Source organism: Kyrpidia sp. (assembly GCF_023512215.1).
GTDB lineage: Bacteria > Bacillota > Bacilli > Kyrpidiales > Kyrpidiaceae > Kyrpidia > Kyrpidia spormannii.
Genome location: NZ_JAILZZ010000004.1, coordinates 94725 through 117422 on the forward strand (window position 1 = coordinate 94725; position 22698 = coordinate 117422).

Annotated in this window: 19 protein-coding genes and 1 riboswitch; of the genes, 5 read left to right on the plus strand and 14 right to left on the minus strand. The window is 60.0% G+C overall.

Annotation, left to right across the window (positions count from 1 at the left end; all coding sequences use genetic code 11):
• Positions 1–95: 95 nt before the first annotated feature.
• The 6 genes from K6T64_RS03215 to K6T64_RS03240 all read right to left on the minus strand — a co-directional run bounded on the left by K6T64_RS03215 (position 96) and on the right by K6T64_RS03240 (position 7235).
• Entirely contained in the window at positions 96–1043 is a 948-nt protein-coding gene (locus K6T64_RS03215) for a DMT family transporter (RefSeq protein ID WP_288008535.1), read from the minus strand.
• Positions 1044–1148: 105 nt separating this feature from the next.
• Positions 1149–2120: a helix-turn-helix transcriptional regulator gene (locus K6T64_RS03220; protein WP_288008536.1), complete on the minus strand. Its 972-nt coding sequence runs from the start codon at positions 2118–2120 to the stop codon at positions 1149–1151.
• Positions 2121–2217: 97 nt separating this feature from the next.
• Positions 2218–3684, minus strand: coding sequence for an APC family permease (locus tag K6T64_RS03225; RefSeq protein WP_288008537.1), 1467 nt, complete (start codon positions 3682–3684; stop codon positions 2218–2220).
• Between the two features lie 518 nt (positions 3685–4202).
• Positions 4203–5918 carry an acetate--CoA ligase gene (gene acsA / locus K6T64_RS03230; protein WP_288008538.1) on the minus strand — a complete coding sequence of 572 codons (1716 nt, stop codon included), beginning with the start codon at positions 5916–5918 and terminating at the stop codon, positions 4203–4205.
• A 209-nt stretch (positions 5919–6127) separates the two neighbouring features.
• Positions 6128–6382: a hypothetical protein gene (locus K6T64_RS03235; RefSeq protein WP_288008539.1), complete on the minus strand. Its 255-nt coding sequence runs from the start codon at positions 6380–6382 to the stop codon at positions 6128–6130.
• 43 nt (positions 6383–6425) lie between these two features.
• Positions 6426–7235: a MurR/RpiR family transcriptional regulator gene (locus K6T64_RS03240; RefSeq protein ID WP_288008540.1), complete on the minus strand. Its 810-nt coding sequence runs from the start codon at positions 7233–7235 to the stop codon at positions 6426–6428.
• A gap of 308 nt (positions 7236–7543) precedes the next feature.
• Here K6T64_RS03240 and K6T64_RS03245 point away from each other — a divergent pair, with 308 nt between their 5' ends.
• Complete coding sequence (locus K6T64_RS03245) at positions 7544–8719, plus strand: lipase family alpha/beta hydrolase (RefSeq protein ID WP_288008541.1); 1176 nt, start codon at positions 7544–7546, stop codon at positions 8717–8719.
• Positions 8720–8778: 59 nt separating this feature from the next.
• A riboswitch (SAM riboswitch) is annotated at positions 8779–8888 on the plus strand.
• A gap of 100 nt (positions 8889–8988) precedes the next feature.
• Positions 8989–10170: a trans-sulfuration enzyme family protein gene (locus K6T64_RS03250; protein WP_288008542.1), complete on the plus strand. Its 1182-nt coding sequence runs from the start codon at positions 8989–8991 to the stop codon at positions 10168–10170.
• Between the two features lie 91 nt (positions 10171–10261).
• Here the strand turns inward: K6T64_RS03250 and K6T64_RS03255 are convergent, their stop codons facing one another.
• The 7 genes from K6T64_RS03255 to K6T64_RS03285 form a co-directional block, all read right to left on the minus strand.
• Positions 10262–10954 carry a hypothetical protein gene (locus K6T64_RS03255; protein WP_288008543.1) on the minus strand — a complete coding sequence of 231 codons (693 nt, stop codon included), beginning with the start codon at positions 10952–10954 and terminating at the stop codon, positions 10262–10264.
• On the minus strand, positions 10951–13083 hold the full coding sequence (locus tag K6T64_RS03260) for a hypothetical protein (RefSeq protein WP_288008544.1): 2133 nt from the start codon (positions 13081–13083) through the stop codon (positions 10951–10953). Before K6T64_RS03260 ends, K6T64_RS03255 begins: the two co-directional genes overlap by 4 nt.
• Positions 13080–13955, minus strand: a complete 876-nt coding sequence (locus K6T64_RS03265) for an ABC transporter ATP-binding protein (RefSeq protein WP_288008545.1) — start codon at positions 13953–13955, stop codon at positions 13080–13082. The genes K6T64_RS03260 and K6T64_RS03265 overlap by 4 nt, the downstream gene beginning before the upstream one ends.
• A 313-nt stretch (positions 13956–14268) precedes the next feature.
• The gene (locus K6T64_RS03270) at positions 14269–14829 is read right to left on the minus strand and encodes an FxLYD domain-containing protein (RefSeq protein WP_288008546.1); all 561 of its coding nucleotides are present in this window, start codon (positions 14827–14829) and stop codon (positions 14269–14271) included.
• Between the two features lie 243 nt (positions 14830–15072).
• Entirely contained in the window at positions 15073–15447 is a 375-nt protein-coding gene (locus tag K6T64_RS03275; protein ID WP_288008547.1) for a YlbF/YmcA family competence regulator, read from the minus strand.
• 204 nt (positions 15448–15651) lie between these two features.
• On the minus strand, positions 15652–17880 hold the full coding sequence (locus K6T64_RS03280; protein WP_483306124.1) for a heavy metal translocating P-type ATPase: 2229 nt from the start codon (positions 17878–17880) through the stop codon (positions 15652–15654).
• Positions 17864–18247: an ArsR/SmtB family transcription factor gene (locus K6T64_RS03285; protein ID WP_232059802.1), complete on the minus strand. Its 384-nt coding sequence runs from the start codon at positions 18245–18247 to the stop codon at positions 17864–17866. The genes K6T64_RS03280 and K6T64_RS03285 overlap by 17 nt, the downstream gene beginning before the upstream one ends.
• Before the next feature lie 423 nt (positions 18248–18670).
• Here K6T64_RS03285 and K6T64_RS03290 point away from each other — a divergent pair, with 423 nt between their 5' ends.
• From K6T64_RS03290 to K6T64_RS03300, 3 genes are read left to right on the plus strand one after another with little or no spacing between them, the layout of a single operon-like run.
• Complete coding sequence (locus K6T64_RS03290; protein WP_170099103.1) at positions 18671–19309, plus strand: glycerol-3-phosphate responsive antiterminator; 639 nt, start codon at positions 18671–18673, stop codon at positions 19307–19309.
• The gene (locus K6T64_RS03295) at positions 19306–20586 is read left to right on the plus strand and encodes an ABC transporter substrate-binding protein (RefSeq protein WP_288008548.1); all 1281 of its coding nucleotides are present in this window, start codon (positions 19306–19308) and stop codon (positions 20584–20586) included. The genes K6T64_RS03290 and K6T64_RS03295 overlap by 4 nt, the downstream gene beginning before the upstream one ends.
• Before the next feature lie 14 nt (positions 20587–20600).
• Complete coding sequence (locus tag K6T64_RS03300; protein WP_288008549.1) at positions 20601–21458, plus strand: sugar phosphate isomerase/epimerase family protein; 858 nt, start codon at positions 20601–20603, stop codon at positions 21456–21458.
• A gap of 113 nt (positions 21459–21571) precedes the next feature.
• Here K6T64_RS03300 and ltrA read toward each other — a convergent pair.
• Positions 21572–22698 (minus strand): group II intron reverse transcriptase/maturase (gene ltrA, locus K6T64_RS03305; protein WP_288008550.1); only part of this gene is annotated, 1127 nt, incomplete at its 5' end.

Here is a 22698-nt window from a genome sequence, read left to right on the forward strand (position 1 = left end):
AGGACGAAGATGAGGGGTCAATCGTTATATCGGCAGTACGCGACAGTGGCTCCGGCCCCTTGAGCCCTCCGGTTCCGGCCCTCTCCGGCCCATTGTCAACGAGAAATAGCCTCGGTCGAAGGCGCGGCGCCCTTCGGGGGGCGCACGGCACCCTTTCGGGAACCCAGGTACACGCCCGCCACCACCAGCAAAAGCCCCGCCACCTCCGGGATCCCGATGTGTTCATGAAGAAAGATTCCGCCAAAGATCACCCCGGCGGCGGGGGTCGTGTTGAGGAAGATACTGGTTCGAGTCGCGCCAATCCGCTGGATCCCGACATTCCAAAACATCGTCCCCAGAGCCGTCGCTCCCCACCCTGACAGGATCATCACGATCCAAGGCCAAACATCCAGGGGCCACCCCGCAGCTTCGCCCCACACCCCCGTTCCCGTCGCAGTCCCCAAAAGCAACGCCGAGGCAAACAAGTGGGAGAACGTGGTGATTTCCATGGCCCCCGCCCGAGGGCCAATCCACCGGATCACCAGTCCCCCGGCCACGTAAACGAGCATGGCCACGAAAACCAAGGCCTCCCCCCGGAGCGCCTCGGGACCCGCTATCCACGTCTCTCCACCCCGGAGTACCGCCAGGGATACTCCACCGAAGCCCAACAACACCCCCATCGCCTGGCGCCATCCAAAGGACTCCCCGAACAACCAGTGAGCAGAAACACTGGTAATGAGCGGATTCATGGCCAAAATGATCGATGCCACCCCCGCCGACGCCCACCGCACCCCGGTGGCCAAACACAACTGATGAAGATAAATACTGAGGAACCCGGCGGCAAAAATCCCGACCCACGCCTTCCTGTCCTTGGGCCACCCCGCCCCGCCACTCCAGCGCCATCGCCACAATACGAGAAGGAGAACGGCGGCCATCGTGATCCGCAATGCCACCAGCACCACGGGAGAAAACATCCCCGTCAGGTATTTCACCATCACCACGTTAATCCCCCACGTGGCCGCCACGGCCCACAAGGACCATAACGTCCCCCGCTCCCCCTGCATTCCCGGTCGCCTCTTTTCTATGGATAGATCATTAAAAAAAGATACTTCCGTATTGTAGCCGCCTTGCCGGGCCACAGCAAGGGGGAGCCGGGTCTCCCGACAGATTTAGCCTTGCTGGACCCTTTCATACTTTTCCAGCCATTGCCGTAAGATGCCGACCATATGATCGCGATACTGCTTCGGCTCAAGGATCTCAGCGTCCGGGCCGTAGGTCCACAACCAGCGCAAAAATTCGCTCGCCCCGTTCACGACGACTTGAAACCAGAGTGATCCGTCTGGAAGTTCGCGGATCTGGGGGCGGAGGAACAACTCTTCCTCCTTGACATAACGCGCCACCTTGGGGGAGAATTTCACGACAAACCGGATAAGAGAAGCCCCCCGCTCAATCGACCAGGTATATTTCATATATTCATTTAAATCAAAAGGCCTTTTTTCATACTCGCCATCCAAGACCCGAAGCTCGTGAAACCGACTGACCCGGAAAGTGCGAAATTCCTTGCGGGTGTGACAATAGCCGATCACATAAAACCGGTGTTCCCGGGGGATGAGGTAATAAGGATCGATCCGGCGCCAACCGGTTTGGTCCCGGCTCTGGGAATGATACAGGGCTTTCACCGGTCGCCGGTGTATCACCGCCTGGAGCAATTCGGGAAAAACGTTGGGCGTTTCTGGCGCCCAGGCCGGGTTCCCCAACCGCACCACATCCCCGACGCGCTCCAGGAATCCCTGGTTGACCTTCTTTTCCTTGGCGTGAGCGGCCATGACTTTCTGATACGCTGTTTTCCACCCCGGCGGCAACGGCCTGTGGGCGGTTTCCACCCAGGCGGCCACCGCCTGGAGCCCGGCGATTTCCTCTTCGGTAAGATCCAGGGGATACAGGGCGAACTGTCCCACAAAGCGATAACCTTCACCGCGGCGCCCCTTCGAAATCGTCGTAATCTGGGCAAGCCGATCGATGTCCCGGTAGATCGTCCGCTCGGTGACCTCGCATTCTGCGGCGAGTCGCTTGGCCCGAATCCCCGGGTATGCCTGAATCAGCGTGATGAGTTTGAGTAAGCGGTACAGCTGATTATCCATGGCAACCCCCGCGTTTTCTTTTATTATAAAGGAACGTGAAGGGACAACAAAAGCCCCCAGGAACTTCTCCCGGGGGCCACCCGACGCCAGAATCGGATCAACCGCGCTTGACAGTGTCAGCGGCAACTGTAGCTTCCTTCGTGCCGGACCATTCTTCGGCATCCGGTTCAAACACATGGCCCTCAAAATACGGACTGTGGTATTTGAATTTGGCCACCAACAAAGGAATGATTCCGACGAGGATCAGCCCCAGCCCGATGGCCGTCTCTTGGAACGAGAGCGTAAATACATTCATGACGAAAATGGCGAGCAACACCAACCCGCCCACCAAAGGCCAGGCCAGCCGGAAGATCCCGGCGGTGAAAGATTCGGCAAAAGATTTTCGGTAATGCCAAGCACAGCTGATACCGGTGAGCCCGTAGTAAAAGGCGATCTGAAGCCCGATGGCGCTGATCGCGCTGGTCATAAGATCGCTCACGCTGGCAGACAGGTTAGAAACCACGAATAGAATGATGCCGAGAACGCCGATGACGATGTTGCTGAGCACCGGTGTCTGCCAATTCGCGTGAAGCACGGCAAACCGCGGATGGACCGTCTTGTCCCGGCCCATGGCGAACAAAGTCCGGGTCGCCTGGATGAGCGTGGTCTCCAGGGTGGCCACAGTACTGATCATGACCGCAATCAGGGCGATGTACGACCAGGGCTTGGGAAGGATCGTCTCCCCGAGAAGAGGAATAATATTCGCCGCTTCATCCGCCAAAGGCTTGTCTCCGAGGTTGAGCTGGATGACCACCTGCAACAGGATAAACAGGGCGACGATGATCAATGTCCCGAGCACCCCGCCGAGGCCGGGAGCCACTCGCTTTGCCCGGGTTTCCTCCGTCAGGTTCAAGCTGACGTCCCATCCCCAAAAATAAAAACAGGTGATTAACAGTCCCCCCAAAAACGTCGAGAGATTTCCGTAGCCGCCGAGGGAAAACCAGCTCCAGGAGAAGGGGTGGGCCACCTGATGGGAAGCGTGGATCAGCCCTCCCACGGCCAGGACGATGAGGCCAATCACTTCAATACTGGTCAGAATCCGCTGAACCACGTTGGTAATGTGAATTCCTACCATGACCAAGGCGTTCATCACCAGAAACCAGAACGCCGAAACCACGGTCACCCAGACCACGCTGTCTGTTTTATCCGGGCTTAACAACTCTAGAGTCGCCGTCCCCGCCGGAATCGCCCCAGCCATCATGAACAAGACCGCGCTGACCAACAAGCTCCATCCGCTCAGGAACCCGAGCCACGGGTGGAGAATGCGTCCCACCCACACGTAACTCGCCCCGGAGTTGGGCATCGCTTGGTTGAGGTACAAAAACGCCAGGGCGATCCCAAACATAGGGATTGCGCCGTACAGAATGGCGCCGGGTGCCAGCAATCCCACCGCCGCCACCAAAGCCACTGTCGACGCCGACAAACTGTAGGCGGGCGCCGACCCCGCCACGGCAATTAATACGGAATCGAATCGATTCAGGACATTGTGTTTGAGTTGTCCAGGTTCCAAATGTTCTTCAGGCATTCATCTATCCCGCCCTTTCCCCCGCACATGTTGCTTCGCTGATGTCGAAATCCCTAGTTTTCGGGTCAGTTTTTATCACAGAAGACGTCGCTCTCCCCTCCCAATATGATAGATTTTCTAACTATATCATGACGCCAGTGCAAAGGGAATAAGCAAAAATGATGCCAATAACACCCGGGCCAGAACCGGGCACTTTCCGTCCTTCCGGCTACGGGTGTCATGCATTTGAACATGAGTTATTCATCAATGAATAAGTCCTCGATATTCTGGGCCGAGAGCTGAGTGCACCCGGGATGGCGGGCAGGGGCTCCATGCCTTAACATATCGGCGACAGACGTTTCGCCCAAAATCCGATCATATTGGCGTTGGGCTTGTGATCGCGATCTTCTTAGAATTGACCCTGAGCGAGGTGCCACGCATCTATGGGTAATGGGTCAGGTGTGGTCTCCATCGGGCAGGAGGCCAAAAAATAGCCAGGGCCCGTGAAACCCGGACCCCGGCTCGTTCATCAGAGAGCCTTAATCCTCCATCGTGGATAGATCCCCGGTCGGCAGGCCCAATTCCCACGCCTTCAAAACCCGACGCATGATTTTGCCACTGCGAGTTTTGGGCAGTTTGTCCCGGAATTCAATCTCCCGGGGCATGGCGTGAGCCGCCAGGCCGTTGCGCACGAACTGCTGGATCTCTTGTTTGAGTTCCTCCGTGGGCGCGTAGCCCTGCCGCAAGGAAATAAAGGCTTTGATGATCTCCCCTCGGACCGGATCGGGTTTGCCGATCACCCCGGCCTCGGCTACGGCCGGGTGTTCCACCAATTTGCTTTCCACTTCAAAGGGGCCAACCCTCTCCCCGGAGGTATTGATGACATCGTCCACCCGGCCCTGGAACCAGAAGTATCCGTCTTCGTCCCGATAGGCGGAATCCCCGCTGATATACCAACCCTCGAAAGGAAAATACTGCTTGTACTTCTCTTCATTATTCCAGATGGCCCGCATCATGCCCGGCCACCCGGCGCGAATGGCCAAGTTCCCCAGCTGGTTTGGACCGAGAACCCGGCCTTGATCGTCCAAAATGGCCGCCTCGATCCCCGGCAGGGGCCGACCCATGGAACCGGGCTTGATCGGCAGAGCTGGGTAGTTCGTGATCATCGTGCAACCCGTTTCCGTCATCCACCAGTTGTCGTGGATGCGATTTCCCAGGGCGCGCAGTCCCCAGCGAAATACTTCCGGATTTAACGGCTCCCCGGCACTGAGAACGTGCCGGAGCGATGACAAGTTATAGCGTTTTGGCAACTCATCGCCGCCGGCCATCAACATGCGGAATGCCGTGGGGGCACTGAACCAGACCGTGACGCCGAATTTTTCGACAGTCTCGTACCAACCCTCCTGTTGGAATCGCCCGCCCCGAATGACCACCGGGACACCGTGAAGCCAAGGCGCGAACAGACCAGCGGACGTTCCGGTGATCCACCCCGGGTCCGCGGTACACCAATAAATATCGTCGGGGCGCAGATCCAAAACCCACCGCCCAACCCGGTACTGGTGAATCATCAGGTTGTGCACATGGACGACCCCTTTGGGTTTACCGGTGGATCCGGACGTATAATGAAGAAGCATGGGCGACTCCCGATCCACCCATTCTACAGGCGAGTCGGCGGAGGCTTCCTTCATGAGTTCGGTATAGGACCATTCTCCCGCCTCAGCATCCGACGCCTCTGCCCCCACCAGGATCACGTGGCGCAGCTCGGGAAGCCGTTCCCTCGGGATGCGGGGGCGCAAGGTCGGCGTCGTCACCACCGCAACAGCACCGCTGTCTGCCAGCCGGTCCTGTACCGCTGTCTCCATGAACGCTTCGAATAGCGGCCCGGCCACCGCTCCGATGCGGATAATTCCGAGTAGTGCAACAGCCAGTTCTGGACCCTTGGGCATGAACAAAAACACCCGGTCTCCCCGACCGATCCCAAGTCGCCGCAGTGCATCCCCGAATTGGGCCGCATCATCCCGCAACCGGCGAAAACTCCAGGTTTCATCCCGGACCCCATCGTAATATAAAATCGCCGGCGCATCGCCGCGTCCCTCTTCTACGTGCCTGTCCACCGCCTCAAACGCGGCATTGACCCGGCCAGTCTTCCACCAAGTGAACTGTTTCGCTTCTTCGTCCCATGACACCTGCCGGGCGGCCTCGTAATCTTGGAGTTGCCCGTCCGGTCGCCCGGGTACTGCATTCGTCAAATCCATCTGTCGACCCCCAATTCTGTATATTTTGTATTCATATAGAAAATAGCTCCATCAACAAACATTTTACGACGCCGCCCGAAAAAATCCTTCCGGAACCCGTGTTTGTTCGATAACAAAAGTGTTCCAAAACGGTTTACGTCCGCTTTATCTTTCCAACCCACCCCATGACAAAAGCGGCGGGGAAACTCCCGCCCGCTGGGATCTATTCATTACGCTGCCAAAACCTTCAGCATTTCTGCCACCAAAGCCGTCCGCAACGGAACCTGGTCGATCCGAGCCGTTTCGGGCGTCTCTTCATTGTACAAAGGCTTTGTAGCGACGGTGCACTCCCCGTATCCCACGTGATCCCCGGCGTGCAACTCGACGATGACAAAGTCCCGGTCGACCTGAGTCCCAAAGCTGGTTTGAAACGGAAATTTCAACGCCATTCGCATCTTTCGCAACACGATTTTCTCCGGTTTCATGTTGATCTCCTTCCTTTGCAGCCACATTCCCCTGAATGAGGTCTCACTCCACCATGATGCCATATCCGGAATACAGCTCTTCCAAACGCTGCATCCGCAACCGCACCCGCTCCGGGTCCCGGTCCCCCACGCCAGCCACCAACAGGTTGAGCAGGCTCATGACGCCGGCGGGGGATAGAGTGCCCGCTTCGTAGTTCGCCTCCACCGCCAGGACGATATCGGCTAAACGGCCGAGAGGAGACCAGCGTTTATCCGTGATCGCGATGATCGACGACCCTTGCTCCTTCAATCGACCGACCAGACGGAGGGTTTCGGCTGCATAACGGGGGAATGAAATGCCCACGACTGCCGACCGCTCGGTAAGGCTCAGCATTCCCGCCAGGTTGCCGCCATCGGACGGAATTAACGAAACCCCTTCTCTCATCATGCCAAGGGTATAAAAAAACCACTGGGCCGCCGCGTAGGAACCCCGGAATCCCACCACGAGCACCTGGTCGGCCTCAATGATCCGACCCACAGCCCGGTCCACATCCTCCCTGACGAGGGTTTCTCGCAGCCCCTGGATCACTGCGGCGTCCCGGGCCAACACATGGTCTAGCGGATTCGTGTCAGCCTGGACAGTTTGCCCCGGAGCCCGGGATCGCCCCCCCTTCAACACTTGTTGCCTCAGGTGCCGCTGCACCTCCGAGAAACTGTTGTACCCCAACGCGTAGGCCAGGCGCACCACAGTGGCCTCACTGACCCCCGCCCCCCGGGCGATTTGTACCGCCGTTTCATACGAGGCCTTTTCCATGTTTTGGAGCAAATATTCCGCCACTTTTTGTTGAGCGGGCGAAAGCTTGTCGTAGGACATTTGACGAAGTATTCAATCAACATTCCCTGGCCCACCACCACTGACATCAATGGCCCTCCGCGGAAGCCCTTGGCCCTATATTTCCGCGCCAAAATTTTTTCTCCCCGTTTCATGAGCACCGGGGTCTGTGATAGGATGGACATGACACGAGCGATGAACAGCCGATCGACCATGCCCTCTTCGGCTTCGCGCAGATGCTCCGGAACCCATGATCCGGCGGTTCACTGAATCTCCGCGCACGGCTGTGCCGAAGCTCTCCGGAGACACAACAACGCGGAATTCTTCCGGATCGAGGGAGTGACGAAGAGTTGGACACCCGTAAACAGCTTCGCCAGATCCTGAGCGTGACCGTCGCTTTTGCCGCCATGGGGATGAGCCAAGCGTTCGCTTATTCCTATACCCATCCGGCGATCACCAATGGGGAGCCCTTGGCCGCTGAGAACCCCGGCGTCCCGATTACCGTCGGGGGCGAGGTCGGCTCTTTGACACCAAAGATCACACACCACATTCGCTTGATCGATGTAAGTCCCGATCAATTCACGGTGGACGCGGTCCGCCGGAATCCCATCGGCACCGTATTTTACCACATCCACGATGAGAATCGTCCATTTCTCCTGTTTATCAACGGGATTTATGAAGATGCGTCGGTATTTACAGACGTATACCGCGAAGCCTATGCGGCGGGTTATAACGTGGCCACGGTGAAGTTGGACCCTGATGCGGATTTTATTGCCAATGGCCATTTGTTGGCGGGCCAACTCAGCGTTCTTCGCCAGCAAGTCCCGGGCATCGATGGCCGCTTGGTCCTCATCGGCCACAGCATGGGGGGCCTTGATGCGTACGTGGCCTTGGGCGACTACCGGCCGCTGAACGCCGCGGCTCTGATCAGCCTCGGCACCCCCTGGGGCGGGAGCCCTCTGGCAAACCTTTTGAACCGCGTGGTCCAGTTGCCCCCGGATTCGCCGATTCCCGCAACGTTATTCGGCGCGGCGGCGGACCGCAGCCTTACTCCGGCCAAGGTGCGGCAGGAAGTGACCGCTTTACATAGCGAGAACCCCGCCCTTCGCGCTCTCCGGGTGGTGTCTGTGGTGGGGAGCATCCCGTCAGCCGATACGATCAGCAGCCCTTTTCTCCGGGCGGGCTATGCCGCCTTGTCGGCTTTGGGATATCCCGCCAATGACGGCGCCGTGCCCACCCCGGCCCAACAATATCCCTTCGGCGGGACCACCATTCAGGTCAGCGCCGACCACAACGGCTACGTCCGTTGGAACCGCCTCCAACCGATTCTGGCAGATATCCTGCATCTGCCCGCTCCGGCAGGGCCTTCTGAAACGAATCAGCCGCCCGGCACCCTGACGACCATCGCCGCCCGGGAAGCCTCCCGGCCGAACGCGTCACCCCTGCGGCCTGCGGCCGATCCTTTACAGGACTTGTTGAACCGCCTGGCGATTTTTGAATATGACAACTCCGCCCTGCGGCGCTGAACGCTCTCGACAAAAAGATCGTTCCATGATATGGTGTACTCAACAATTGAATCGGTGAACTCTTATCCAGAGTGGCGGAGGGACTGGCCCGATGAAGCCCGGCAACCACCGGAATGTCCGGAGAGGTGCCAATTCCTGCAGGCCGCGTGAGCGGCCTGAGAGATGAGAGGAGTGCCGGAGGATCGGCTTTTGTTGACGACCCACTCCCCTCAGGAGTGGGTTTTGCCATTCTGGAACGGGTTTCCACCGGAATTACAGGAGGGTTAGGCATGCGCATTGACACGCGATGTTCCCAGGCGGGAACCCGCCGAGATCCCGTCACCGGAGCGATTTCTTTACCCATCCACCACGCCACCACGTACGCTCATCCCGGCCTCGGTTCTTCCACCGGTTTCGACTATACCCGAACCTCGAATCCGACCCGCCTGGCCTTGGAGGAAACGATCGCCGCCTTGCACGGGGGATGCCGGGGGTTTGCCTTCGCTTCCGGCATGGCGGCCATCGACGCCATCGGCCGCCTGTTTCGCCCAGGAGATCATCTCGTGCTCTCGGACGATCTATACGGCGGCACCTACCGTTTATTCGAACGGCTATTTCGCCCACTGGGTCTGGAAACCACCTATGTGAACACCTCCGACCTGCAGGCCGTGGCCAAGCAAATCCGCCCCCACACCCGGGCGCTGTTCGTCGAAACTCCGACCAATCCCACCCTCAAAATCGCCGACCTTCGGGGATTGGCACGGCTTGCCCACGAACGCGGAGCCTGGCTCATTGTCGACAACACCTTTATGACTCCGTACCTGCAACGGCCCCTGGAACTGGGGGCGGACATCGTGGTCGAGTCGGCCACCAAGTATCTCGGCGGACACAACGATGTCTTGGCCGGCACAATAGTCGTAAAGTCGGAGGCGTTGGCGGATTCCCTGGCTTTTATTCAAAATTCCATTGGCGCGGTGTTAGGTCCTCAGGACGCTTGGCTGCTGTTGCGGGGGATAAAAACTCTCCACGTGCGCATGGACCGGCATGAAGGCAATGCCCGAGCCCTGGCCGAGTGGCTGAAGGCACATCCTCGGGTATCCCGGGTGTATTACCCCGGACTCCCGGACCATCCCGGCCACGCCGTGCATCGGGCACAGGCCAGCGGGTGGGGTGGGATGATTGCTTTTGAAGTGGCGAACAACAAGTGGGTGTCCCCGATCCTCGCGCACCTGCGGGTGATCACCTTTGCAGAAAGCCTCGGCGGCACCGAATCGCTGATCACCTACCCGGCGGTCCAGACCCATGCCGACGTTCCCCCAGATGTACGACAGCGCCTCGGCGTCACGGACTCTCTTCTGAGGCTGTCTGTAGGCCTTGAACACGTCGAAGACCTGATCCAGGATTTGGACCAGGCCCTCGCGCTTGCGGCCAGCGCCCAGGTGGAGGAAAGTGCGCGCAAGGTGACGTGCTAACGCTGGTCCTCCTTGGAAGAAGGCGCCCATAGGGGGCATGCTGACACTCTTCCCGCGCGGAAGCGGCCCAGGGGCCGCCCCTTCCGAGGACCTATTCGGGCGAGTCGACGCCGATCCACCGCTCTCTTCGTTCCGCCAGGCCGGCCGCAACAACGACGCAAACCATCCCGATCCCCGCCCAAACCAACCGATTCGCCAAAAGTGAAGTATTTTGCGGCAGATACGGCGTGAACAAACTCACGCTTCCTAGGCCGGGCCCTTGAAGGCTTTGCCACAGCCAGAAACCGAAACCAGCCAGAAGGCCAATGTGCACCCGCTTGGCGGCCACCATCACCGCGATAGTGATCCCAATAGCCGCCAGATACCCCGGCACAGCCACGGCCAGCAGATCAATCTCCGACACCGGCGCCCCCGGCCCGACTCCCGCCCAAGGAATGGATACGTATGCAATCATCCCCGGGAATTTCCAAAGGTACACAAGGGTCCACATGGGATGAAACACGAGGACCACTCCGAGGGCCCAAACCCCCTTCCTCACTACCATCCCCGCCAAAGAGGCCGGATAGGCGGCGAACAATTCCATTTGGCTGCCGGACAGTTCCCGTTGGAACAATGTCCCACTCGCCATGATCGCCAGGAGCACGGATCCCATTTCATTATAGTAGAATACGTTCCTCGGCCTGTCCGCCACGATCAAGGACAGAAGCACCAACATCACATACCCCGCGATCACCGCCGCCATGGCCGATCGCAGGGACCGCCATTCCCGCAGCCACAGAGTCATGGCGTTCCCCTCCACGCTTCCTGCCATTGCTGCACGGAAATCGCCGGCAGATTCGCGTTAGGAGCAGTCGCCCCCCGGAACACCCGGTCATAGAACCCCTTCAACACTTGGCGCACCTTCTCGCTCTGCCCGGCAGCCAGGGCCTGATCGATGGGCTGCCGCACGACATCGTTCAACCCCCCCACAGCGGCAAGCGACTTCCCCGAGGGCAACCCAACCCCCTCTCGTAAAACGACGTACACCAACGCCCGGCCAATGTCCCGGGTCACGGAATCCCGCCCGGGCCCTTCCCCCGCCGGATCACTCCAGAATCCATGCTGGACGTCCGGAATTCCGTATAGCCAGGCCGACACCACCTCCGCCAACCGGTATTCGTCAAGGTTGTGATAATGGGTTTCTCCGGTAAGAAAACTGTCCCCGCTCAGCACTGCGGGCCACAAAGGAAGATCCCCCACCGCGCCCAAAGGTGGGACCGGAAGATAGACCACCCTGAGCACCCGGTCTGTCGGCGGGTTCAGCCAGGGCTGCACGTAGCTTCTCGCCAGGTCCAGCTCCGCCGCAAAGCGCCGTGCCTCCACGCTGTTCGAAGGGCTGCAAATGACTGATGTACCGCCTTGGGCCGCCTCAACCTGAATGATCGTGCCACCAAACAATGACACACCGTCCAGGTGGCCGCCCGAAAAAACCATCTCTCCTCCGGGCCCTGGGTGCCCAGCTACGTTGGCGAATACCGTCGCCTCAAAGCCCCGAAGCACCACCCGGAAGTCTGCGGGCTGCAACTCCAGATCGTTGGGGGAACCGAGTTGGATATAGCTCGGTTCCCGGATTTTCAGCGTCTCCTTCCCCGGGAGCGGATACCACCCTTGAGTGTAAGGCAGATAGACGTCGTTCCCCCGTACGAACGCCGCAAACCGCTCCCCTGGCGAGGTGAGCCAATCGTAGACTTTTCCGCTGTAGCGCACCCGCACCGTCACCGGCCCCGGTCCCTGGCCGAAGGCGGCGCGCGGAAGGCTGAAATGATCAACATCCCGGCTCACGGCGACCTCTTGGCCGTCAACCGTCACGCGGTCGATCTGAAATAAACGATTGAGGGTGAAGGTCACGGTTTGTCCTGGCCCCAGGTTCTGTGGCCGAAGGGTCAGGTTGGCGACGACAGTCAACCGGTCATCCACTGCCCGATCCACCGATATCGAGTAGGATTGCACGGGAAAGGAAGTGTGAACTGCCGTTGCCCCCTGCTCCTGCGGGGTCCACTGTTGGATCGTCCCTCGAGTGTCGTATCGGTCTTTCCACCACAAGCCATAGGGGACGTAAGCCACCCCCGACACCCCAAACAACACCGCAGCCGCCGCCAGCCCCATTTTCCGCCGGGTGGAGGGCCAGCGGTGGGCCAGCCGCACCATCGCGGAAACCACCAACCAGAGCGCGAACACCGCCACAAACACCCGGGATAGGGCGATTTCCCGGGAAATCAGTGGATATCCCCAGGCCTCGTAACCGACGATGTAGTCGTTGCCAAACCACTGGTTGAGATGAAAGGTCTTGAGAAAATACCAATCTTTTGTCCCGATAACGATTTTCTCCAAGAAAAATGTCCCGAAGACCCAGGCGCAAAATCCGATCAAGTAAACCAGCCGCCCCGGGATAACCACTGCCAGGAACATGGCCAGGGCCAAGGTCACCATGTACGACCACTCGTCCTGGATTGCGAAAAAACCGAGGTGACGGGACACAATGTCCCAGGGCAACTCCCGCACCCGGCCGAAATAAGCGAACACCACAGCAACCAAGATTGTGAACAGGCTGAGGTACAGTAGACCCGCCAGGTATTTGGCCCCGATCAGGCCGGCCCGGGAAACGGGCAAAGCCCCGAGCCACTCATAACTCGGCCGCATCACGTCCCGCCGCATGAGCCAGATGCCGAGCCACATCGCCAGCCCCAGGCTAAGGGTTTGCCATATTTCGTGAAACCCGTACACCGCCCGGTAAATATCCTCGGAAGAGGGAGGGCCCAACCGGGACAGGATGAAGGCAAACCAGAGACCGTAGCCCAGGGCGATCGAGAGTAGAACCGGGTTTGTCCACAACAGCCGGCTCTCGATTCTCCACGTCCTCAGCCAGGACTTCATCGGCGATCCCCTCCCCTGCGGCTGAGAAGAGCCAAGTACCCGTCTTCCAAGGTGGGCTCCACCGTCCTCGCTCCAGAGAGCGGAGGCTCGTCGGCAATCACCCTGCACACCACCTCGTTGCCCTCCTGGCGGGTGGAGATCAGCTGCCACCGGGCCAACTCCGGCAGCCGCTCTTCCCCCACCCGGACCTCCCAGACCTTCCCCTCGGCAAAAGCCTGCAGGTCCCCAAGACCGCCGGCCAACACCAACCTCCCCTGATCGAGCACGCCCACCCGGCGGCAGGAACTTTCGATGTCTCCGACAATGTGGGTGGACAGGATCACCGTCTTGTGCAGCGCCAAGGTGGCCAGCAGATTCCGGAACCGCACCCGCTCTTCGGGATCCAGCCCCGCCGTGGGTTCGTCCACAATCAACACTTGGGGATCGCCGAGGAGAGCTTGGGCAATGCCCAGCCTCTGGCGCATCCCGCCGGAGTAGGTCTTCACTTTGTCCGACACCCGATCGGCGAGGTGAACCTGCTCCACAACTTCCACCACCTGTTCCCGGCGCTTGCGGGCGTCTGTCCACCCTTTCAGGACCGCGACGTAATCCAGGAATTCCCAGGCGGTCATTTGCGGGTAGATCTGAAAAAACTGAGGAAGATAGCCGATTCGTTTCCGGATTTCGTCCGGATTTTGCCGTAGTGAAATCCCGCCGATCCGCACTTCTCCGGACGTGGGCCGAAGCAGGGTCGCCAGGATGCGCATCAGCGTGGTCTTGCCGGCACCGTTTGGGCCGAGCAACCCGAACATGCCGGTCTCCACGGTTAACTCCAAATCCCGGAGCGCCCAGTGGCGTCGGTAGCGTTTGCACAGCCCTCGAATCTCGATCACGGGGATCTCCTCCATCTGTCGTTTGGCGGGCCCGCCAACCCTATGACGAAGCCGGGGGACAGATGGTTATCGCGCCCTCATGAAGCGGATGATCGCACACGTCGGGCACCGAAGGCGACTGGCGTTAAAAAAGCCCCCGACGACGCTCGTCGAGGGCCCGGGCAGAGTGGGCCGGCGTATCTCAGCCTCACTCGCTCACCTTTACAGTCTTTCGCCGCACCTTCCGGCCTCACATGGAGGCCCGCTTTTTCTGCCGTGCGGCCACGTTCACAGGGATCTCTCCTTTGTGATCAGGTTTCGCTCCCGCGGTCGGTCAAAATCCGGTGATGTCCACGACTTTGAATTGCTTAACATTGTCCTCAAAGACGGGCGCACGGAACTTCCATGTGGCCCCGGGCTCCAGGTTGTTGGCGTTCGCCAGGGTGCTGCCCACCTGATTGCCGTCCCCGTCGTAAAGGTTGATCTCTACTTGGACATACCCGTATTTGCGATTGGAGTTGTTCTTGACAGTGCCGGCAGCGTATTGGACGTACCCATCTCCTTCCTGGTGCACCTCCACGACCTCCAGCTCCGGTTTGGGCTTCTCCGGCTTCGGCGCCGGGGCCGGCGGCGTCGCCGGAGCAGGCGCAGAGTTAGACGGCGGAGCGGGCGCGGGATTTGACGCCGGGGCCGACGAACCCGAAGGGGCTGGAGTACCCCCGGTCGGCGCCGTCGACGATCCGCCTCCGAAAGCAGCACCAACAACGATCGCCACAAGGGAGGCTCCCGCCGTCCATCCCACAGTTTTCCATCCCACCAGCTTGAACACGGCGACGATGGCCAGGACAATGGCAACAGCGAGACCGATGAGACCGATGATGACGAGAAAGACCATGTTCCATCCTCCCCCTTATTGGTTTTGGTTCCGTTCTGTCTTAAGAATAAAGGGGGGATAGTGACAGTATGGCTGTCATCGAACATGTGATTTTGTACAGGAAATTTTTTCAGGAATGGTTAGGAAAGCAATGAGTCAATAAAGAGGAGCGGCGCAACCGTCTGAGACGGAAGACACCGCCAGAGAAAAGGAGCAGTACAAAACGTGCGGCCGGCCGAGATCACCCGTCCATCATACGGCCCGTCACTGATGTTCCGTTGTCTCTGCCTGCCTTTCACCCGATAAGTCAACCACAGGGGCAATCGCCTCAGCGAGAATCCGCTGAATATCGTCCATGACTACAGATAATCTCGACTCCGCCTCTAAATACGCCCGAACGACGGAGTGCAACATAGCCACCTCCTGGAGCTTGCGCAACTGCTCCTGCTCTTCGGTGGTTACCGTTTGCCCGCCCATCGCCTTGAGTTGAAGTTCTACCGTACGGCGGCGAATATCATGGGCCATCCGCCAAGCTTCCGGATCAGCCTCCAGTCGTTTCTTGGCCTCTTTGAGGTTCCGATACCATTCACTCTCCCGCAGCGCCCTCGCAAGCCCATGTGCGTAATCGTACGGATTCACGAACAGGTACCTCCCTTGCAGTCAGCTGAAAACGGTCTATTTGAGCGATCCCCCCTCGATGATACAATGAAACGCCACCGCACTGAACCCTCTCCTGGCTGAGCCTTCGCGCAGATCCAAAGCCTCAAGACGTTGTTTCGCCATCGCGCAATCCTTTTGGCCCGAGATTTCTCCCCAGCGATACACAACTCGCACTGATGTGTTTCAGCTTGAGAGCCGCACCCGCAACAGGCGCAGGGAGTTGGCGGTAACCAAAAGGGTGGCGCCCATGTCGCCGACGATGGCGAGCCACAAGGTGAGCCAGCCGGGGAATGCGAGGAGTAAAGCCGCAGTCTTCATGAAAAGGGCGATGAAAATATTTTGTTGAATGATCCGCAAGGTGACTCGACCCAAGTGGACGGCGAAGGGAACTTTCGACAGATCGTCGTTCATCAAAGCGACATCTGCGGCCTCCAGTGCGAGATCGGTCCCCGAAGTCCCCATGGCGATTCCGGTGGTGGCAGCAGCCAGGGCCGGGGCGTCATTGACCCCGTCGCCCACCATCCCCACCCGACCGTACCATTGCCTTAGTTCGGAAACGGCTCGGACCTTGTCCTCGGGAAGCAACCCTGCTCGCACCTCGTCCACACCCACGGTCCGGCCGATCGCCCGGGCAGTCGCCTGATTGTCGCCGGTTAACAGAACCGTGGGCCCGATTCCGGCCATTTTGAGGTTCGCGACCACCTCCCGGGCCGAAGGCCGCACCCGGTCGGCCAGGGCAATCAAGGCGGTCACGGTGTCCCTTCGCCCGAGAAGCACCAGCGTTTTCCCCTCCTCCTGAAACCCCCGAATTCGATGGTCCACGGCCGCCAGGTCCACCCCGCGCTCCTTGAACCAAGGGGGACTACCGATCCAATACTCCGCGCCACCCACCGTCCCTCGCGCCCCCCGTCCGGGAAAGCTCTCAAAATCCTCCACTTCCCCGGGAGTGAGGCCGCGGTCTGCGGCTGCGCGCAGGATCGCCCCGGCCAACGGATGCTCCGAATAGCGCTCGATCCCCGCCGCCACCCGGAGGATGTCTTCTTCAGTAATATTTTGGAGTCCGACCACGTCCGTGACCACCGGCTCGCCCAGGGTCAATGTACCCGTCTTGTCAAAGGCCATCGCCCGGAGACGGCCGATATTTTCCAAATGAATACCACCCTTGATCAGCACCCCGTTTCGGGCCGCCACGCCCATCGCCGTCACCACCGCCAGCGGGGTCGAAACCACCAGGGCACAGGGACAGGCCACCATGAGCAGGGCCAACGCTTCATAGATAGACGGCTGCCAAGCCGCACCCCAGACGAGAGGCGGAATGAGGGCCATGCCCACCGCCAGAACCGTAACCGCCGGTGTGTAAATTCTGGCGAAGCGGTTGACAAACTCCTGGGTCGGGGCCCGCTCGGCCTCGGCTTTTTCCACCAGGGCAATGACCCTCGCCAGGGTGCTGTCCTCAGCCCGGGTGGTCACTTCGACCTCGATGGCGCCCGAATGGTTCAGTGACCCGGCAAACACCTGATCGCCAGCTTCTTTGGCCAAGGGGAGCGACTCGCCGGTAATGGCCGCCTCGTTCACCTCGCTGCGCCCCCGGATCACCCTTCCGTCCAGGGCAATTTTTTCCCCTGGCCGCACGATCATCACGTCACCGATCCGGATGGCCTCGACGGGCAAAATCATTTCCTTTCCCTCCCGCCGAACCATCGCCCGGGTGGGAGCCATCTCCGCCAGGGAGCGGATCGAGCGGCGGGCCCGGTCCATGGCGTGGTTCTCCAAGACTTCACTGACCCCGAACAGGAAAGCAACGGTGGCGGCCTCACTCCAGTACCCGATGGCCATGGCGCCGGCCACGGACACGGTCATCAGGGCATTCATGTGAAAATCCAGCTGGAAAATGCCCGGAATCCCCGTTTTGAAGGTCCCCCAGCCTCCCAGGAGAACTGCAGCGGCATAGACGGCCGTCGAGGTAACGGGTGCCGCCCCGCTCCCCTGCAGGACATGGGCTGCCACGATAAGGAGCAAAGCCATCGCCGCCCGCCCCACCCGGGGCTCGGCCCACCAGGGAGCCCGTCCCGCGCCGAGGTCGCCCCGCCCGCAAACCTCCGGGGCGGCGGCGTCTGCCCCGGCGACCACCTTGATGTTGTCAAAGGCCCCCAGGCGCTCCAGTTCATCGACACTCAGTGGTTGCCCGACCACGATCAATTGGGAGGATCCGAAGAGCACCCGGGCATCCAGCACCCCGGGTGCTCGTTTGACTTTGTCTTCAAATTTCGCGGCACAATCGGCGCAGCTCACATTCGCCAGCCGATACACATGCTCCGGGGGCCGGACCGGATCCGGGCTATTCCCGGATTGGCCAGGTTTCTCCGCGACCCCGGGGGCTCGATCCTGCAGGCGGTCATTCGGCACAGCCACCCGACTCCCCCCTTCCATATAGCCGCAGCACTTCTTGAAGGAGGTGGCGGACATGGGGACTTTGCAGGCGGTAAAAAACCATTTTGCCCTCCCGACGACTGGCGGCAAGGCCCATATGTGAGAGCAACCGCAGATGATGGGACGCATTGGCGTTGGTGATCCCAAGGATGGTGGCCACGTCGCACACGCACAACTCATCTTCCCGACAGAGGGCATAGACGATTTTTAAGCGGGTATCATCCGCCAACACTTTGAACAGATCGGCCATGCCTTCGGTCACGTGCAGCTCTCGCCGGCGCCGCTGCACCTTTTCCGGGTCATACCCGAACACTTCGCAACTCCCCTGGCCCCCGGCCGGGCGCCACAAGGGAACCTCGCCTCGAGACTTAACCCTCTCAGACGCAGAATCGCCCTCGACCACGATCCTTACCCCTCCGCTCCATAATATGTTCAAGCATACGTTTAATTGTTAATATAGGCATCGCGGGAAAATTGTCAAGACGCGTCAAAGGGGTGCAACATGGGGGCCCCGCGGCGGAAAAACAGGGCAGCTTTGGGAGACCACCCCTCTTTACGTGCAACTTCGCGAAGATTTTACGCAAACCTGACGGAAACGATAACGGTGGGTCACGGGGGATTTATATTGTCGTGCGATGATCATCAGTGAGAAAACAATGAGAATCGGACAAGCGGACGGCTTACAGGCGGAGTCGAGGAGAAAGCCTGGCACAGGACAACCACCGCACAGGGATTGTCGTGTGCCCATTTTTATGTCAAGGAGGCGGAAAACGTGTTAGGAGAGGAGGCGGTGATATACGATCGGCCGGGAGGACGGCTTCGGTTCCGGGATTCGATTATTTTGTCGATCCACGAAGAGTCGTTGTTCGAAACGGCGTTGGCCACGCCGGTGGAGGACGTCTTCCTGCTCATTGGAGATGTGTGTACCCTGCCGAAATACATGGAACGGTTACGGCGGTACGGCAAGAGGGTTTTCCTGCACATGGACATGATGAAAGGTCTGTCGCCGGATAAAGCGGCCCTGCGATACGTGGCGGAGACGCTTCGCCCGGCGGGGATCGTTTCGACAAAGAGCCAGGTGGTCCGGGCGGCAAAAAGTCTGGGTCTCGCAGCGGTGCAACGGCTGTTTCTCATCGATCGGCCGGCCCTGGAGTTGGGGCTGCGCACCCTGGCGGAGAATCGCCCGGACGCCGTGGAGATCATGCCCGGCCTGATGCCACGGGTCATCCGAGAAGTGGTGGATCGGGTGTCCATTCCGGTGATCGCCGGAGGGCTGATCCAGGCACCGGATGAGGTGGGACAGGCTCTGGCGGCGGGAGCCCGTGCGGTTTCCCTGGGGCGGCCGGAGTTGTGGCGGTGGACGGAAGACCAGGTACGAACAATCCAACAAAAAGGAGCGGATCCGGAATGAAGCGGATGGGGATCGCGGCGGTGATTTTGGCAGCGGCCACCGCTCTGGCGGGGTGTGGTGGCACCAGCTCGGCCCCGGCCGGGGGCGGCGGTCAACCTGTGACCATCGAGTATTACCACGTGAATTCCGACAGCTTTGGCGGGCCGACAGTGCGGGAATTGGTCCAGAAATTCAACCAGACCCACAAGGACGTCCAGGTGGTGGACCGTTTTCAACCCGACATGTACGCCGGGCTCATGCAAAACCTCCAATCGGCCATTGCGGCAGGCAAACCCCCGGCGGTGTCCCAGATCAGCTACAGCCATTTGGACTATGCGGCGGGGAATTTTCCCCACGTCGCCATCGCGGACCTGTTCAAAAACGATCCGACGTTTTTGAGCGATTTTCCGAGCAATATTCTCGATTTGGGCAAGGTCAAAGGCAAAGTCGAGGGCATTCCCTACTCGATCAGCAATCCGGTGATTTATTACAACGCCGACCTGTTCAAGAAGGCCGGGCTCGACCCCGCCAATCCCCCGAAGACCTGGGATGAAGTCCGGACCATGGGGAAGACGGTCAAAGACAAGACCGGAGCCTGGGCGGTCTTTATCCGCAATGAGGATAACTGGTCGACCCAAGCGCTGATCGAATCCAACGGCGGTCACATCGTGAATCCGGACGGCACCCTGGGACTCACCGATCCCCCGGCGGTTCAGGCGATTCAGATGTGGGGCGACATGGTCAATAAAGACAAGATCATGCCCAATGTGACCTATCAAGAAGCCCAGCAGGCGTTTCTGTCGGGAAAATTGGCCATGTACATCGCCACGGTGGCGGAGTTGGCCAGCCTGAAGAAGCAGGCGACCTTCGATCTGCGCACGGCCCTTTACCCGACCTTCGGGGACAAACCCCGGAAAGTGCCGGCGGGCGGTAACGTGCTCATGGTGTTCGCCAAAGATCCCGCCCAGCAAAAGGCGGCCATGGAGTTTATCCAATTCCTCGAGTCTCCCGACAACCTGAAAACGTGGTCCCTGGGCACGGGCTACCTGCCCTCCCGGTTGGCGGCCGGGGGCCAGGACGTCACCCAGGCCCTGCTTCAAGCCCAGCCGCTGATGAAACCGGCGGTGGAACAGCTCAAAGAGGCGGTGCCGTGGAAAAATATCCCTGGTCCCAACAGCCTGCAGGGAGAAAAGATCCTTTTGGACGCCCGGATGAGTGTGTTGGCCGGCAAAAATGATGCCCAGTCAGCGTTGCAGTCGGCGAAAGATCGAATCACTCCGCTTCTGCCAAAGCCGTGAGGAGGTATGAAAGAGTGCACAACGTGGAACGACGGGAAGAAAACGGGAAAACTGACGAGCGGGAAAAGTGGTTCGTGTCCGCCCTGCCCTTGCTGGGCCAGGGGCTAACCGAGATTCTCCAGACCGCCCGGGAGTGGCAGTGGCCGGGGTTGGAGCTCGTCATGGACGGCGAGGTGTGGCAGCACCCGGGCGGGGCGATTCAGCATATTCGTAAGAGCCTGCCCGGAGAGAATCTGCCCATCACCCTCCACGCGCCGGTGTTCGAGATCAATTTGGCGAACCCCCTTTATCCGGAACAACGGCTCCTGGCCGAGCGCCAGTACGTGGGCGCCCTGGTCACGGCGGCGGAACTCGGCGCTGGCCACGTGGTGATTCATCCCGGGTACGGCTCCCGCACCTACGACCGGGATCTGGCCCAGTCTTTTGCCCGGGAACACTTGGCCCGGCTGTGCAAAATGGCCGAGCGCCTCGGCGTGCTCATGGTGGTGGAGAACGCCGGGGTGGGGCCCGCCGCTTTGTTCGACCAGAACGAGTTCGCGGCGTTGATCGAAGAATTTTATTCCCCTTATTGCGGGGCCATCGTCGACATCGGCCACGCCTTCGCCAACGGGTGGGACCTGCCCGGTTTGTTCGCCGCCCTGGGGGACCGGGTCCGGGCGGTGCACATCCACGACAACAGCGGATCGGCGGACGAGCACCTGCCCCTCGGTCACGGGCACCTGCCCTGGGCGGAGGTGGAGCGGGCGATCCGGGCCCTGCCCAGTCCCGTTCATCAGGTGATCGAATATCGAGAGGACACGGACCTTGAGGTGATCCGCTCCCACGTCGCTCGGCTCACGGGTAGGGAGCGGGCGAAGGCCGGGGGGATCTGACATGGAGCGGGTGTTGGCGGATACCCCCGTCGCATCCGAGTCCATCGAGTAGGAGGGGGCGGCTAGCCCCCGTCCTCTCACACCACCGGACATGCGGATCCGCATCCGGCGGTTCACCAAGCTTGACGGAGCCTTCGGTAACGTTCGGTTAAACTGATCAACCCTTGGGCCTGCCAGTAGGCGTTGCCCAGGGCTCTGTTCATCGGCCCATGGGCCATTCGCCACAGCCCTTTGCGGGCGTTCGCGAACTCGTGCACCACCCATTCCGGCAGTCCCAGCGCGCGCAGTTCACGGTATCGCGTCCGCACCCGTTTCCACTGTTTCCAGAGACACATCCGCAGCCTCCGCCGTATCCATCCTTCGATTTCCTCGAAGGTGCTCGGCGTATCCGCCAGGGCAAAGTATCCGATCCATCCACCCAGGTACGTATTCAGCCGTCGGATTCGTTCCTCCATGGCGATTGGTTGGTTCCTCGCCGTGAGGGCTCGGATCTTGGTCTTGACCCGGTCGATCGACTGCCTGGCCAGGCGAATCCGGATTTCCCCGGCTTTGGGTTTATACATGCTGAACCCCAGAAACTTGAGTTTCCACGGTCGGTCCACCGTGCTCTTCTGCTCGTTAAGCTTGAGTTTTAACCGCTCCTGCAGGAATTTCCGGACACTGGCCAAGACTCTCTCCCCCGCCCGTCTGCTTCGAACGTAGATGTTGGCATCATCTGCATACCGGACGAACTTGTGGCCCCTCTTTTCCAGTTCTTTATCCAGGTCATCCAGAAGGATATTCGCCAACAGTGGACGGGGCGGCCCGCCCTGTGGCGTCCCTTCCTCCCTTTCCATGACCACCCCGTTCACCATGATCCCTGCCTGGAGGTATCGGCGAATGACCTTGAGTACTCGTTTATCCGTGACCTTCCGGGCGACCCGGGCCATGAGGATGTCATGATTCACCCGGTCAAAGAACTTTTCCAGGTCCATGTCCACGGCCCATTCGTATCCTTCTTCCACATACTGCCTCGCCTTCTTGACCGCGTCGTGGGCCTTTCTCCCGGGACGGAACCCGTAGCTGGCCTCCGAAAATTGCGGATCAAAGATCGGTGTCAGCACTTGCAGGAGGGCCTGTTGGATCAGACGGTCCATCACGGTGGGGATCCCCAGCATCCGCTGGCCTCCCCCGGGTTTCGGGATTTCGACCCGGCGCACGGGCTGCGGTCGGTAGGTCCCCGCGAGCAGTTCTTCCCGGA

Excerpts from the sequence above, each read along its gene's own strand:
- K6T64_RS03215 (WP_288008535.1), bottom strand. The coding sequence starts at position 1,043 with ATGCAGGGGGAGCGGGGGACGTTATGGTCCTTGTGGGCCGTGGCGGCC.
- K6T64_RS03220 (WP_288008536.1), bottom strand. The coding sequence starts at position 2,120 with ATGGATAATCAGCTGTACCGCTTACTCAAACTCATCACGCTGATTCAG.
- K6T64_RS03225 (WP_288008537.1), bottom strand. The coding sequence starts at position 3,684 with ATGCCTGAAGAACATTTGGAACCTGGACAACTCAAACACAATGTCCTG.
- acsA (WP_288008538.1), bottom strand. The coding sequence starts at position 5,918 with ATGGATTTGACGAATGCAGTACCCGGGCGACCGGACGGGCAACTCCAA.
- K6T64_RS03235 (WP_288008539.1), bottom strand. The coding sequence starts at position 6,382 with ATGAAACCGGAGAAAATCGTGTTGCGAAAGATGCGAATGGCGTTGAAA.
- K6T64_RS03240 (WP_288008540.1), bottom strand. The coding sequence starts at position 7,235 with ATGTCCTACGACAAGCTTTCGCCCGCTCAACAAAAAGTGGCGGAATAT.
- K6T64_RS03250 (WP_288008542.1), top strand. The coding sequence starts at position 8,989 with ATGCGCATTGACACGCGATGTTCCCAGGCGGGAACCCGCCGAGATCCC.
- K6T64_RS03255 (WP_288008543.1), bottom strand. The coding sequence starts at position 10,954 with ATGACTCTGTGGCTGCGGGAATGGCGGTCCCTGCGATCGGCCATGGCG.
- K6T64_RS03260 (WP_288008544.1), bottom strand. The coding sequence starts at position 13,083 with ATGAAGTCCTGGCTGAGGACGTGGAGAATCGAGAGCCGGCTGTTGTGG.
- K6T64_RS03270 (WP_288008546.1), bottom strand. The coding sequence starts at position 14,829 with ATGGTCTTTCTCGTCATCATCGGTCTCATCGGTCTCGCTGTTGCCATT.
- K6T64_RS03295 (WP_288008548.1), top strand. The coding sequence starts at position 19,306 with ATGAAGCGGATGGGGATCGCGGCGGTGATTTTGGCAGCGGCCACCGCT.